This window comes from Cycloclasticus sp. (assembly GCF_019090545.1).
GTDB classification, from domain to species: Bacteria; Pseudomonadota; Gammaproteobacteria; order Methylococcales; family Cycloclasticaceae; genus Cycloclasticus; species Cycloclasticus pugetii.
In genome coordinates this window covers 13682-28085 of record NZ_JAHRVT010000001.1, presented here as the reverse complement: position 1 = coordinate 28085, position 14404 = coordinate 13682, and the positions used below count along the sequence as shown (strand labels likewise).

The following is a 14404-nucleotide window of genomic DNA, read 5'->3' as shown; positions in this document are numbered from 1 at the left end:
GCGAATAATGCTGATGAATCCTAAGCAGGGCATGCATGTTATTGCTGCAATTTTTTCTGGTGCCTTACTCCCACTAGCGTTTTCACCTTACGACCTTCCGCTTATGGCGGTGCTGTCTCCCGTTTTATTTCTATTGACCTTACGCCAATTAAGGCCATCAACAGCAGCGTTAATGGGCTATGCCTTTGGTTGGGGGTATTTTGCTCATGGTGTCTATTGGGTTTACTTTAGTATTCACCACTTTGCAAATGCTCCATTGTGGTTAGCCATCATTATCATGTTAGGAATGGTGGCCATTCTTGCGCTTTATATGGCGTTATTTGCATATTTGATGAACCGATTTTTTTACCGGCGCCTTGCGGTTCGGTATTTATTGGCGTTGCCCAGTTTATGGGTTGGGTTAGAAGCGTTACGAGGCGTCTTGTTTACTGGGTTTCCATGGTTGTCACTGGGTTTTAGCCAAGTCGATACTTGGCTGTCTGCTTGGGCCCCTATCGTTGGGGTGTTGGGGGTTTCTTGGTTGTTAGTCGTAATGGTTGGGGCGATTTCATACTGCCTTCATAAGTTAGGAAAAAGGCAGATGATGTTTGCTAGTACTTTAATTGTGTCCGTTTGGCTCAGTGGATTTATGCTTAAAAACATCGAATGGACGGAGCCTGCAGGAGCGCCGATTAAAGTAGCCTTATTGCAAGGTAATATCCCACAAGAAATAAAATGGCTGCCGTCATTTAAGCAAAAAAACATCGACATTTATCTGCAAATGACAAGGCAACAGCATGGTGTTGATTTAATTGTTTGGCCTGAAACATCTGTGCCTGCTTTTTTGCATCGGGTGGAAAACACGTTGATACCACAACTAAAAAGGGAGGTAGATGAACGTGATATAGATATTGTTCTAGGGCTACCCGTCATGTCTACTAATGGCAGCGATTATTATAATGGCTTATACAGTGTTCGATATTCGAATGATTTTTACCTTAAGCGTCATTTAGTGCCTCTGGGTGAATATATGCCATTGAAGCCTCTATCGACCATTATTTTAAATTTTCTAAAAATACCCATGTCCGATTTTTCAGCCGGAGGTGATCAGCAAACGCTTTTACAAGGGGCGGGTTTTCCGTTTGCATCGTCTATTTGTTACGAAGATGCTTTTCAGCAAACATCCATTGATGGGCTTCCTGAGGCAGCGTATTTAGTGAACGTGAGTAACGATACCTGGTTTGGCGACACGATTGCACCGTACCAACATTTTCAGATGGCTCGGATGCGTTCGTTGGAAAGTGGGCGCTTTTTATTAAGGTCTACCAATACGGGTATTACGGCAATTATTGACCCTGCGGGGCAAGTTATTAAACAAGCGCCGATGTTTAGACGCACTGCATTAACTGGGGAGATAACGCCGTTAAAGGGCGCTACCCCTTTTGTCCAAGGTGGTTGGTGGGGCTTTTTAGGTTTTGTTGTGGTGATGGTACTGGTGAGTTTTTTAAAAAGGGACCGTATAAAAAATCGCCCCGCCTACAGTGCTTAACAGACTAAAGGCGGCCAGATGAACATGACGCTCTTATGCTGGTTTGCTGAAGGCGAAACAGATTTAACTCTAGGGTAGTTCGAAAATCAGCTCTCTAACTGCCTAGAGTCCAAAAATTTGTCGTAATGAATATTATCTAAACTGATATTAGCCTCTTCAAGCTTTACCAGTGTTGCATCAATCATTCCTGGCGGGCCACATAGGTAGGCGTGACTATCAGACACGGAAAAACCGATAGTTTCATCGTCAATAAAGTCGGTGACCAGACCACGTTTTCCAGTCCAGTCTGAATCTTCAGGCTCCTCGGACAGCACGGGTACAAATTTAAAAGAGTTGGACCACTTTTCTGTTAGTTTTTTCATATCATCAAGACAATAGAGATCGCGTTGAGCACGGGCACCAAATAAATAGGTAACGGGTCTATTAATGTTATTTTTTAAGGCATCTTCTAAAATAGATTTTAGTGGTGCCATGCCGCTACCACCTGCGATGGCGAGAATTGGCGCATCTGAAGTTCTTAACCAAAACGCACCGCTAGGGCCGTGCAGTTCAAAGGCTTCGCCTTTTCGGTCTTTTTCAAACAGCCATTGGGTGTAGTCGCCACCGGGCACATTTCTAACATGAAAACTTAGCGTTTTTTGGCCATTAGCAGCCGGCGCATTGGCGAAAGAGTAACTGCGGTGGCGAGAAAACCCCTCAAGTCCTATATCGGCAAATTGCCCTGCGGTGAATGAAATTGCTTGGTCTAATTCCACCGTCACTTCCATAATGTCATGTGTATGCATGTGGGTGTCAGTAATGGTTCCCTTATAGGTTTTTACTGAGTGTTTGGGTTGGTTAGCGTCGGCTTCAAGCTCAATGATAACATCGGTCTTCAATAAGCTTTGGCAGGCAAGAATGTAGCCTTCATCAAGTTCTGGTTCTGATAAGGTGTATGAAAAATCCATGATGGCTTTAACTTCACCATCGAGTAATTTGCAGCGACAATTTCCACAGGTGCCCACCGTGCAGTGAAACGGAAAATTAACCCCTTCATTGAGCGCAGTCTGTAACAAAGTGTTGTTTTTTGGAACTTCAAATGATTTGCCAGATGGCTGAATAGTTGCCTTTAAAGGGGTTTTTTTTGCCCCACCAAATAAGCCAAATAGTTTTTTCATTGTGACCTTACGTTTGCTGTGTTGATTTTAAAAAGTGTTAAATGTAGGTAATTTATAACCGCCGTAGAGTGTAAACCTAACGTTAGGGGAGAATCCAATTATTTTTTCTTTAATTCCTGATAAAGGCTTTTAAACTCCTCGGTGATTTTATGGTTTGGCGCATATTGGATCATGGATTGGCTTGCGCTATGGGATTCTCGTATTTTTACAGAAGGGGAGATCATGCTTTTGAAAAGCTTTAAATTGTCGTCAATAAGTTCTTCTAGTAGCTGGGTCGGTAGTTTTGCGCGTTTTTGGAACTGGTTGACAACAATACCCTCAATCTCCAAGTTTGGGTTATGGTCAGCTTTAACTTCGGCGACAGTATCGAGTAAGGAATACAAGGCTTGTTTTGAAAAAACATCGCAATCGAAGGGAATGATGCAGCTATTTGCGGCGATTAGTGCCGAACGGGTGTAGAAGTTGAGCGCTGGTGGCGTGTCGATAAAAATATTATCAAACTCTCCCATGGTGTCTAACGCTTCTTTCAATTTATATATTTTGTAACGAGATTCAAGCTTTGCGTGTAGATTGTCCATGCCTGGGTGTGATGGCATGACATATAAATTTGGCATACCAGTTTCATAGATAAAATCGCTGAAATCTTTTGGAAATAGGCTTACGTTAAGGGTGTTGGTATAAAAATCTGCCAATGTGGATTCAAGCGTATTTGATTGCTGGCCGAGTAAATAGTGAGTTGAGTTGCCTTGTGTATCAAGGTCGATGACCAAGGTTTTTTTACCTTTCGACGCACTAATTGCGGCTAAATTGCAGGTAATAGTAGATTTGCCAACACCACCTTTTTTATTAAAAATAACACGGTTCATTTTTTAACCACCTTCTTTTTGCGACGTTTAAATTCAGTTTTATGGCAGGTTGGACATGGGGGAATATGTCCGGTTTTTTTAAAGTTCAGTGTCTGTTTACATTGGGTGCACTCAAGAGTGCCAGGGCCTGTAAGCTCTCCTGAATGGTAAAGCGTTCCCTTTATGGTATCTAAGTTTAAGTTCTCCCACTCTAATTTTGCTTTATCGACGACCGAATGGGTCCAGTCACCGATTTTACCCTCTATCAAATTTGACTCAAAAGATAGCCAGTCAGAGAACTCCTTTTTTGTGGTTTGTAGATAGGCTGAGGCGTCTTCTAAGTCCCTTTTTAAATAGTCGGCAACTTTACTTGCTTCCTCTTTTGTCAGTTCGCCTAGTTTAACGGCTTTTTCTTGTGCATGTTTTAGGTTTTCACTAAGAGTTGGAATAGCAATTTTTTCAGCCCGTTCAACGGTGTCATGGAGGCGTTGCATCATCTTATCGTAGGCTTGAAGTAACTTATCTTGTATTGAGTTGTTCATAAGATCTCCCTGTATGAAGGTCTAGTCTTCTCAATTCAACTTCAGACCCATTGGGCTTAAAGTTTATACAAACAGAAGATGTAACCTTCTATTTAATTCAACTTTAGATTTATAGGTAGCTAAGGTATTCTACCCACCTTATTAAATAGTGTGTCCGACGGTAAAAAAATGCAAGAAGAATATCAACCTTCTCTTATTGAAAAGAGTGTTCAAGAAAAATGGCAATTAACGGGGGCTTTTGAAGTAACCGAGGACACAACAAAGGAAAAATACTATTGTTTGTCTATGTTTCCGTATCCGAGTGGGCGGTTACATATGGGACATGTTCGTAATTACACCATTGGTGATGTAGTTAGCCGTTACCAGCGGATGAAAGGTAAAAATGTGATGCAACCGATGGGTTGGGATGCCTTTGGGTTACCGGCGGAAAATGCAGCGATGAAACATGGAGTGCACCCTGGTGGCTGGACCTCAGATAATATTGATTATATGCGCACCCAACTTAAACAATTGGGTTTTGGCTATGATTGGAAGCGTGAAGTAGCCACTTGTAATGATGATTACTATCGTTGGGAACAGTGGTTCTTTACGCGCTTACTTGAAAAAGACTTGGTGTATAAAAAAACAGCACCGCTTAACTGGTGTCCAGATTGTAATACGGTGTTAGCAAATGAACAGGTGATTGATGGTTGCTGTTGGCGTTGTGATAACGAGGTTGAAAAACGCGAAATTTCACAATGGTTTATGCGAATTACAAACTATGCTGACGAATTATTGAGCTCGTTGAAAGAGTTGGAAGGCTGGCCTGAGCAGGTTCGCACTATGCAGCAAAACTGGATTGGTCGTTCAGAAGGTGTTGAACTGTCGTTTGATATTGAAGGCAGTGATAGTACCTTACCTGTTTATACGACACGACCAGATACTTTAATGGGTGTTACCTATGTTGCGGTTGCGGCAGAGCACCCTCTGGCTCTCCAAGCGGCAGAAAATAATACCGATATTGCTGAATTTTTAGATCAATGTAAAACCATGGAAACATCGGAAGCTGCGATGGAGACAATGGAGAAAAAGGGCATTGATTCGGGGCTTAAGGCGATTCATCCATTAACGGGTGAGACGGTACCTATTTGGATCGCAAATTTTGTATTAATGCATTATGGAACCGGAGCAGTGATGTCAGTGCCTGCTCATGATCAGCGTGATTTCGAGTTTGCGAACAAGTATGGCTTAGCAATCAAGCAAGTTATAGCTACCGATAACCCTGGTGAGATTGATCTTACAAAGCAAGCGTATACGGGCAAAGGAACGTTACTTAATTCAGCGGAATTTGATGGTTTAGATTTTCAGCAGGCCTTCGATGCAATTGCTGAATCATTAAGTGCCAAGGGTAAGGGCAAAAAAACGGTTAACTTTCGTTTGCGTGATTGGGGTATTTCACGTCAACGTTATTGGGGAACACCTGTGCCGGTTATTTATTGTGATGACTGCGGTACTGTGCCAGTGCCCGATGAGCAGTTACCGGTTATTTTGCCTAAGGATGTGTCCTTGGAAGGGGTCGGGTCGCCCTTAGCAAGGCACGAAGAATTTATTAATACAAGCTGTCCAACGTGTGGTCAGCAAGCTAAAAGAGAAACCGATACGTTTGATACGTTCATGGAGTCTTCATGGTATTTTGCACGTTATTGTTGTGCAGATAATGATCAAGCGATGTTAGATGAACGAGCTAACTATTGGCTGCCGGTTGATCAATATATCGGTGGTATTGAACATGCTATTTTGCATCTCCTGTATTCGCGGTTTTATACAAAATTATTGCGTGACCTTGGCTTGGTGTCTTGCGATGAGCCGTTTAAGAACTTGTTAACGCAAGGGATGGTGCTTAAAGATGGCACGAAAATGTCAAAATCGAAAGGCAATACGGTTGATCCGCAAGGTTTAATTGAAAAGTACGGTGCCGATACGGTGCGCCTATTCACTATGTTTGCTGCGCCTCCAGAGCAATCATTAGAATGGTCTGACAGCGCAGTCGAAGGCTCATTTCGATTTATTCGTCGCTTATGGCGTCAAGTCAAAGAGCATGTCGATGGCGGCTTAATCAGCGGATATACAGTTGATCAATTAAGCAGTGAAGATAAGGTGCTTCGTCGACAGGTCCATGAAACCTTAAATAAGGTCAATGATGATTATGGTCGCCGTTTAACGTTCAATACAGCCATTGCGGCTAATATGGAATTGTTAAACTCAGTGTCTAAATTTAAAGCCGAAACGGATGCTTCTCGAGCCTTGCTACAAGAAGCGTTAGAAAGCATTGTATTGATGTTGTCGCCGATTATTCCTCATGTTTGTGATCAGATGTGGCAAGCCTTGGGTCATCAGGATCCACTGATCGACGTAACGTGGCCAGAATTTGATGAGACGGCGTTGGTGTTGGACAAAGTGCAAATGGTGGTGCAAGTAAATGGCAAATTAAGAGCTAAGCTGCTGGTGGCGGCCGATGCATCTAAAGAAAGCATAGAAAAGTTAGCGTTATCAGAGGACAATGTTAATAAATTTATTGACGGAAAACCTGTTCGAAAGGTTATTATTGTGCCGAAGAGACTGGTTAATATTGTTATTTAGCGGACTAAAATATGATGAACACTCGAACACACTTTTTTGTGATACTGCGTTTAATGACAATACTTTGCCTGTTGTCAGTTTCATTAACGGCGTGCGGTTTTAAATTACGAGGAGCTTTCGAGCTACCTGCTGAACTTCAGAAAATTTATGTGGCTGGCCCTCAGCACACTGACTTAGTAAGAGATTTGAAAGAGCTGCTTGGGTACTCCGCAGAAGTGGTAAGCCAGCGTTCAGATGCCGATGCGATATTAACGATTAAAAAAGAAGAGTCAGAAAATAGAACCTTGAGTGTGGACTCAAGAGGTAAAGTTCGTGAGTCAGAAATGCAGTACTCCGTCATTTATAGTTTGGTGATGGCGAATGGTCAGGTGCTTTTAGATGACCAAGCGCTATTATTAGTGCGTGATTTCATCAACGATGAAAATGACATTATAGGTCGAACCAATGAGTCAGCGGTTATTGCGCGTGATTTAAAACGAGATGCGGCCCAACAAATTTTAAGGCATATACAAGCAGTAAAAGTAGACGCGGTGGTTCATTAACTCAATTAGCTGGCCTGTGTTGGGCCAGAGCCTATGCAGTTAGACGTTAATCAATTATCTTCTTCGCTGAATAAAAAACTAGCACCGGTGTATTTAGTGTCCGGTGCTGAGCCATTACAGCAAGGTGAGGCTGTTGACTTAATTCGTCAGCAGGCCAGAAACGCGGGGTTTGTGAACCGTCAGGTGTTGCATGTTGAGGGGCAGTTTGATTGGAACCAGCTTTATGCCGTTAGTTTGAACCAGTCATTATTTGCCGAAAAGAACCTAATTGAATTAAATTTACCAACGGCTAAACCGGGGCGAGAAGGATCACAAGCGATAGAAAAAATGCTAGATGATTTGTCTGCCGACAATCTACTGATTATTGTCGCCGGCAAGTTAGATGGTTCTGCAAAAAAGTCAAAATGGTTTAAATCGATAGATCAACATGGGGTAGTGGTGCAAGTGTGGCCTCTGGTTGATGATAAATTGTTGAGATGGTTGGACCATCGTCTGAAGCGAAAAGGCTTAAAGGCAAGCGCCCAAGGTGTTAAATTGCTAGCAGACAGTGTTGAGGGGAATTTGCTGGCTGCTGATCAAGAAATTGAAAAACTTCACACATTATTTGGCCCAGTAGAATTATCAATAGAAGACATCTCAAATACGGTGGCAGATAATGCACGGTATGATGTTTTCAAGCTGACCGATAGCTTGCTGTTGGGTGACGCGGCAAGAGCACTTCAAATATTAAAAGGCTTGTTAGGGGAAAAGCTGGCGGCACCTGTCGTTTTATGGGCTTTAATGCGCGAATTACGGATTCTTGCCAGCTTAAGCTTTGAAGAAAAAACAATGGGTCGACGTGACGCAACGTTTAAAAAGCACCGGATTTGGGACAGTAAAAAAAACACTTATATGAAGGCTCTATCTAGAGGAGGGCTTGGTCAGTGGCAAGCGATGATTCAGGCTTGCGCAAAGGCCGAACGGGTGACAAAAGGTGTTGAGACAGGGGATGAATGGCTGATGATTGAGCAAATTTGTTTAGCGTTTTGTGAGCCGAAACGTTTCAATAACCAACCGTAGTATAATTAATGTCAAAAATAATGATTTTTATAGGAAAAAAATGAGTGAACTAAAAGACTATATGTATAGCGTGGGTGAGCGGGCAAAACGTGCTGCCCGTGTTATTGCTAATGCAGATACTGGCGTTAAAAATCAAGCTCTGGCGTTTATAGCTGATGAAATAGAACATCAACAAAGTGCTATTTTACAGGCCAATGCGCTAGATGTAAAAGCTGGCCAGGACAGTGGCCTTGATGCTGCTTTATTAGATCGTTTAGCGTTGAATGAAGAACGTGTACAGGCCATCTCAGAAGGCTTAAAGCAGATAATCGCCTTACCTGATCCTGCAGGGGAAATCAGTCAAATTAACTCACGACCTTCGGGAATAAAAGTTGGTCAAATGCGTGTCCCATTAGGTGTGATCGGTATTATTTATGAGTCACGTCCTAATGTAACTGCCGATGCGGCTGCGTTATGCCTGAAGTCAGGTAACGCAAGTATTTTACGTGGCGGCTCGGAAGCAAAACACTCAAATCAAGCCATTGCAGCTTGTATTACCAAAGGTTTAAATCAAGCAGGCTTACCAACCGAGGTGGTTCAAGTTGTTGAAACAACGGACCGTAATGCGGTTGGTGAGTTAATACGTATGGAAGATTTTGTGGATGTTATTATCCCACGAGGCGGTAAGGGCCTGATTGAACGGGTCACTAAAGAAGCACGGGTGCCAGTGATTAAGCATTTGCATGGAGTATGTCATGTCTATATTGACGATTTGGCGGATAAAGAAATGGCGAAATCGATTGCGCTCAATGCAAAAACACAGCGTTATGGTACCTGTAATACAATGGAAACTTTATTGCTGGCCGAAGGTATTGCAAAAGATATCTTGCCGGAATTAGCGAAACTCTACACTGATAAGGGAGTGGAGTTACGTGGCTGTGAAAAAACTTGTCAAATTATACCCAGTTGCGAGAAAGCTGTTGAGGCTGATTGGGACGAAGAGTACCTTGCCCCTATTTTGTCAATTCGGGTTGTTGATGATATGACAGCTGCTATGGATCATATTCATCAGCATGGGTCTGGGCATACCGAGTCAATTGTGACGGCCGATTATTCTAAGGCAATGCAATTTTTACGTGAGGTTGATTCGAGCTCTGTGATGGTCAATGCCTCGACACGGTTTGCAGATGGCTTTGAGTATGGTTTGGGTGGTGAAATAGGTATCAGCACCAACAAGCTGCACGCGCGTGGCCCTGTTGGGCTGATTGGTTTGACGACGCAAAAATATATTGTGTTAGGTGATGGGCATATTCGTCAGTAGTTTTGCTTCATTAATGGGCTTGTTGTTTGCTTGTTTTGAGATGCTGTGAGTGATGGCCAAATTTATTGGAATATATGGCGGGACGTTTGACCCCATTCATTTGGGGCATTTGACAGCGGCAAGCGCAGTGCAAAAAGAGATAGGCTTAGATGAGGTGAGAATGGTTTTATCAGCTAATCCACCGCATCGTATTGCGCCGGTGTTATCAGCGGAACAACGATTCTCTTTATTGAAGTTGGCAGTGAGTGAGTACCCCTCGCTAGTGGCGGATAGTTGCGAAATGGAGCGAAGTGGGCCGAGTTATATGGTAGATACGTTATCGGATTTTCGTCGAAAGTATCCAAATGACTCGCTGGTGTTGGTGTTAGGCATGGAGGCTTTTAATGGTTTGATGTCGTGGCATCGCTGGGAAGAGCTAATAAAATTGACGCATATCGTGGTGACCGATCGTGCTGGGTTTGATAACCAGTTTGAAGCAGCAGTAAAAAGTTATATTACTCCTTTTTTAACAAAGGATAAGTCGCAACTAAAGCAGCAAACACATGGTAAAATTTACTGTCAGTCAGTGAAGCCTCTCGATATTTCGGCAACACAGATTAGACAACGCATTAAAGATAAAAAAACTGTAAAAGAAATGCTGACGAGTCAGTGTTTAGACGTGATTAACAAAAACAGTTTTTATAGATAACTCAATAATTAGAAAATAAGGTATAGAAAATATGGCTCAGCAGTTATTAACAAAAGTCACCGAAGCGCTGGATGATAAAAAAGGTCAGCACATTGAAGTGATTGATGTGAGCGGTAAGTGCTCTTTTGCTGATCATATAGTGATTGTGACAGGCTCATCAAATAGACATGTAAAGTCTCTTGCAATGGAAGTATCGATGGTTTCTAAAAAGCACGGATTAATCCCCCTCGGTGTTGAAGGAATGGATGCGGGTGAATGGGTGCTAATAGACCTGGGTGATACGATTGTTCATGTTATGCAGCCGAATATTCGTGAGTTCTACCAACTTGAAAAGCTTTGGACGGTCGAGACAGATACTTAAAGATTGATTTAAGTTCATTGTTTGTTCATTTAAGTGAGTTAAGATAAGGAACAAAACAAAGAAATGGCAATGATTTTAAATGCTCGATTTTATGAATCAATGGTTTTTAACCATACGTATTAATAGGGAGATTTTGGATGAATAATAAAACCTTAGTAACAGGCATTGCAGCTGGTTTAATGTTTACATTAGCTGGTTGTACGACAGTAAACCCATATACACAAGAACAACAAACCAGTAAAGCGGCGATGGGTGCAGGAGCGGGTGCTGTAACAGGCGCTATAATAGGCGCAATGAAAGGGGACCGAAAAACGGCATTGAAAGGTGCAGTCTTGGGTGCGGCAGCAGGCGGTGGTGTTGGTTACTATATGGATGTGCAAGAGGCGAAATTACGTCAACGTCTAAGTGGAACAGGGGTAAGCGTTAGCCGTGTTGGAAACAACCTTATATTGAATATGCCCGGCAATGTTACGTTTACAACTGGTAACTCAAGTATTAATGCAGGCTTCTATCAAGTGCTGGACTCAGTGGCGATTATTCTTAAAGAATATTCAGATACGACCATTACGGTCATTGGCCATACAGATAGTGTAGGTGATGAAGCGTATAACCAAGGTTTATCTGAACAGCGCGCACAAAGTGTAGCGAGCTACCTACGCTCACAAGGTGTGGTTGGCCAACGGTTTAATGTAATGGGCTATGGTGAGCAAAGTCCGATTGCAAGTAACTCTACAAAAGAAGGGCGAGCACAAAACAGGCGAGTGGAAATAACATTAACACCATTAAATGTTAGGTAGCACTGCGTTAGCTTACAGCGTATTTTAAGGAGCTTGTTACGATAAGGGCTCAAAAGAAAGTATAAAGGCGGCTCAGTTGAGCCGCCTTTTTCATAAATCATAGGTCGTATATGAAGCTGAAAATTTTAGCAGTAGGGCAAAAAATGCCCAGCTGGGTGAGTCATGGCTATCAGGAATACGCAAAGCGAATGCCTCGTGAATGCTCACTTGAAATGATTGAAATTCCTCCTGTAAAAAGGACTAAGCAAAGTAATGTGTCGAAAGTGGTGGAGCTGGAGGGGAAAAAGATTTTATCCATGATTAAAGATGTTGATTATGTCGTGGCCCTTGAGGTGAAAGGAAAGCAGTGGTCAACAGAAGAGCTTGCAAATAAGTTATCTGCTTGGCAAGGTGTTCAACCGTCAATAATTTTTATTATAGGTGGTGCAGACGGTCTTTCCGCCGAGTGCTTAAAAAGAGCCAATGAACAATGGTGCTTATCCGCCTTGACGTTTCCTCATCCTCTTGTGCGTGTTGTTCTTGCTGAACAATTATATAGAGGCTGGAGCCTGATGAATAACCATCCCTACCATAGAGAATGAAGCGATTAATATTAGCATCGGCATCACCAAGGCGGGCTGAATTGCTGCGTCAGTTGGGTGTTGAGTTTAATGTAAAACCTGTCGATATAGATGAAACTCCGTTAAAGGGTGAGTTGCCATATGATTATGTTCAGCGTTTGGCAATAGAGAAAGCCAAAGCAGCAAAGGTTTTTTATCCGGAACAAGAGGTGTTGGTGCTAGGGTCTGATACGACCGTTGTTATCGAGGGGGAGATTTTAGGTAAACCAGATAGCAAAGAACATGCCTTGGTAATGTTAAGGAAACTGTCAGGTAAGCGACACACAGTGTTAACATCGGTGGCCGTTATGGGGCAACAAAATGCGTGTGTCGTTAGTGAAAGCACGGTGACATTTTCAACTCTCTCAGATCATCAGCTTGAATGGTATTGGTTAACAGGGGAGCCAAAAGATAAAGCCGGCGCCTATGCAATACAAGGTAAAGGCGCAGTTTTTATTACCGAATTGAATGGCAGTTTTTCAGGTGTTATGGGGCTTCCTATCTATGAAACAGCTCAGTTACTTAAACAACATGGACTTGATGTAAGCCAAGGTAAAACTGTTTAATTTTTTCAACTGGAATGATAGGGGCAAAACGTGATGCTATTGTTGAATGGCTCCATGACAGGCGCTTATAGAGGGTCGTTATTAGGCATAACACAAAAGCCTTAGTCAGCCTCAGGTTTATCGGCAACTTTTCCGTCCCATAGCGGTAAAACTATTAATGTTTGTGTGGGACTAGTTTTTACATTTTTTATTTGCAAGTTGGTTATCTGTTTTTATCAGCAAATTGATAAATGCGGCGGTGTAATAAGCGTAAAATCAACGCAGTAAAAAAGGCTTTTCATAGTAAAGTGGTCGATACCCTAACTATATTCATCAATACTAAATAACCAATGGTTTAGAAAAAATGAGCGATGAAATTCTGATAAATATCACGCCGCCTGAGACACGGGTGGCGGTGCTTGAAAATGGTGTCTTGCAAGAACTGATTATTGAGCGCCAGCGTAAACGAGATGTTGTTGGAAATTTATATCGTGGTGAAATATGTCGTGTTATGCCAGGTATTCAAGCGGCTTTTGTGGAAATTGGTATCGGCCGGGCTGGTTTTTTACATGCATCTGACGTGTTGGTGGCGGGGGAAACTCCTTCGGAAGACAAAGGCATCGAGCATTTTTTGCAGCAAGGTCAAAAAGTTGTCGTACAAGTTTTGAAAGCCCCCATTGGTACAAAAGGCCCGCGTTTAACGATGAGTATTTCAATTCCATCTCGTTACCAAGTTTTTTTGCCTTATTCTGAAAAATTAGCGCTGTCCCAACAATTAGAAGACGAAGCCGAGCGAGAACGGTTGCTAGCGTGTATGGAGATTTTTAAAGAGCAAGGTTACTCAGGTGGTTATATCGCAAGAACTGCGTCAGAAGGGGTTAGTGAAGAGAGTATTCGCGCTGATATGCTGTTTCTTAACAAACTTTGGGAAGTGATCAGTCTTCAAGTAAAAGAAGTGCCTATTGGGCTTATTTATGAAGATTTACCTTTGGCTTTGAGGATATTACGGGATTGGTATCAAACATCAGTCACTAAAATTGTTATAGATTCGAAGAGTAACTTTGATCGAATGCTGGATTTTTCAATCAAGTTTATGCCAGAAGTAGAACACTTATTAGAATTGTATAAAGGCCATCGGCCCTTATTCGATATGTACAGCATTGAAAGTGACATAAAGGCAGCATTGGAAAGAAAAGTGCCGTTAAAGTCAGGTGGGCATTTGATACTTGACCAAACAGAAGCAATGACAACGGTTGATGTTAATACTGGCAGTTATTTAGGACGAGGTAATCAAGAGCAAACTATTTTTAAAACTAATATGGAAGCGGCTCAAGTTACTGCACACCAGTTACGGCTGAGAAACTTGGGTGGCATTATCATCATCGATTTCATTGATATGCATAACGAAGAGCATAAAGCGGCGGTGTTGAATGCCTTAGAAAAAGCAATGATTAAGGATCATGCAAAATATACAATTAGTAATGTTTCCGAGTTAGGTTTGGTCGAAATGACACGTAAGCGGACGCGGGAAAGTTTGGAGCAAGTGTTGTGTGAACCTTGTGCTACGTGTTCAGGCACGGGGATGGTGCGAACACCAGAAACGACGTGTTATGAGATTTTTCGTGAAATTATACGAGATGCTCGGCAATACGAAGCAAAGGAGCTATTGGTGTTGGCGTCAAATGAAGTTGTCGACATGATGCTCGATGAAGAATCAACAACATTGGCAGACTTAGAATCTTTTGTTGGTATACGCATTCGTTTTAGAGCAGAAAATGAATATACCCAAGAACAATATGATGTGGTGCTAGTATAAAACTAG

14 protein-coding genes are annotated in these 14404 nt (G+C 42.3%); 11 read left to right on the top strand and 3 right to left on the bottom strand.

What is annotated here, in order from left to right:
* The first annotated feature begins 7 nt into the window (after nt 1-7).
* Nucleotides 8-1528: an apolipoprotein N-acyltransferase gene (lnt, locus tag KUG63_RS00125; protein WP_287553589.1), complete on the top strand. Its 1521-nt coding sequence runs from the start codon at nt 8-10 to the stop codon at nt 1526-1528.
* A gap of 86 nt (nt 1529-1614) precedes the next feature.
* Here lnt and KUG63_RS00120 read toward each other — a convergent pair whose 3' ends face one another.
* The 3 genes from KUG63_RS00120 to KUG63_RS00110 all read right to left on the bottom strand — a co-directional run bounded on the left by KUG63_RS00120 (nt 1615) and on the right by KUG63_RS00110 (nt 4072).
* On the bottom strand, nt 1615-2685 hold the full coding sequence (locus KUG63_RS00120) for an NADH:ubiquinone reductase (Na(+)-transporting) subunit F (RefSeq protein WP_015006471.1): 1071 nt from the start codon (nt 2683-2685) through the stop codon (nt 1615-1617).
* A gap of 98 nt (nt 2686-2783) precedes the next feature.
* Nucleotides 2784-3551: a ParA family protein gene (locus KUG63_RS00115; protein ID WP_020932190.1), complete on the bottom strand. Its 768-nt coding sequence runs from the start codon at nt 3549-3551 to the stop codon at nt 2784-2786.
* The gene (locus KUG63_RS00110) at nt 3548-4072 is read right to left on the bottom strand and encodes a zinc ribbon-containing protein (protein WP_277642085.1); all 525 of its coding nucleotides are present in this window, start codon (nt 4070-4072) and stop codon (nt 3548-3550) included. Before KUG63_RS00110 ends, KUG63_RS00115 begins: the two co-directional genes overlap by 4 nt.
* Before the next feature lie 168 nt (nt 4073-4240).
* On the opposite strand from KUG63_RS00110, the gene leuS reads away from it, so the two are divergent.
* From leuS to rng, 10 genes are all read left to right on the top strand, one after another.
* On the top strand, nt 4241-6691 hold the full coding sequence (gene leuS / locus KUG63_RS00105; RefSeq protein WP_287553585.1) for a leucine--tRNA ligase: 2451 nt from the start codon (nt 4241-4243) through the stop codon (nt 6689-6691).
* An 11-nt stretch (nt 6692-6702) separates the two neighbouring features.
* Nucleotides 6703-7233, top strand: coding sequence for an LPS assembly lipoprotein LptE (gene lptE, locus KUG63_RS00100; RefSeq protein ID WP_015006467.1), 531 nt, complete (start codon nt 6703-6705; stop codon nt 7231-7233).
* Nucleotides 7234-7266: 33 nt separating this feature from the next.
* Nucleotides 7267-8292 carry a DNA polymerase III subunit delta gene (gene holA / locus KUG63_RS00095; protein WP_277642083.1) on the top strand — a complete coding sequence of 342 codons (1026 nt, stop codon included), beginning with the start codon at nt 7267-7269 and terminating at the stop codon, nt 8290-8292.
* 40 nt (nt 8293-8332) lie between these two features.
* Complete coding sequence (locus KUG63_RS00090) at nt 8333-9592, top strand: glutamate-5-semialdehyde dehydrogenase (RefSeq protein ID WP_287553582.1); 1260 nt, start codon at nt 8333-8335, stop codon at nt 9590-9592.
* Between the two features lie 52 nt (nt 9593-9644).
* On the top strand, nt 9645-10280 hold the full coding sequence (nadD, locus tag KUG63_RS00085; RefSeq protein WP_016389944.1) for a nicotinate-nucleotide adenylyltransferase: 636 nt from the start codon (nt 9645-9647) through the stop codon (nt 10278-10280).
* 31 nt (nt 10281-10311) lie between these two features.
* Nucleotides 10312-10641 carry a ribosome silencing factor gene (gene rsfS, locus KUG63_RS00080; RefSeq protein WP_015006463.1) on the top strand — a complete coding sequence of 110 codons (330 nt, stop codon included), beginning with the start codon at nt 10312-10314 and terminating at the stop codon, nt 10639-10641.
* Nucleotides 10642-10778: 137 nt separating this feature from the next.
* Nucleotides 10779-11438 (top strand): OmpA family protein, encoded by a 660-nt coding sequence (locus tag KUG63_RS00075; RefSeq protein WP_015006462.1) that lies wholly within the window; start codon nt 10779-10781, stop codon nt 11436-11438.
* Nucleotides 11439-11548: 110 nt separating this feature from the next.
* The gene (gene rlmH, locus KUG63_RS00070; RefSeq protein WP_015006460.1) at nt 11549-12019 is read left to right on the top strand and encodes a 23S rRNA (pseudouridine(1915)-N(3))-methyltransferase RlmH; all 471 of its coding nucleotides are present in this window, start codon (nt 11549-11551) and stop codon (nt 12017-12019) included.
* Nucleotides 12016-12603, top strand: coding sequence for a Maf family protein (locus tag KUG63_RS00065; RefSeq protein WP_277642080.1), 588 nt, complete (start codon nt 12016-12018; stop codon nt 12601-12603). The genes rlmH and KUG63_RS00065 overlap by 4 nt, the downstream gene beginning before the upstream one ends.
* Nucleotides 12604-12946: 343 nt before the next feature.
* Nucleotides 12947-14398 carry a ribonuclease G gene (gene rng, locus KUG63_RS00060; RefSeq protein WP_015006458.1) on the top strand — a complete coding sequence of 484 codons (1452 nt, stop codon included), beginning with the start codon at nt 12947-12949 and terminating at the stop codon, nt 14396-14398.
* Nucleotides 14399-14404 lie beyond the last annotated feature (6 nt).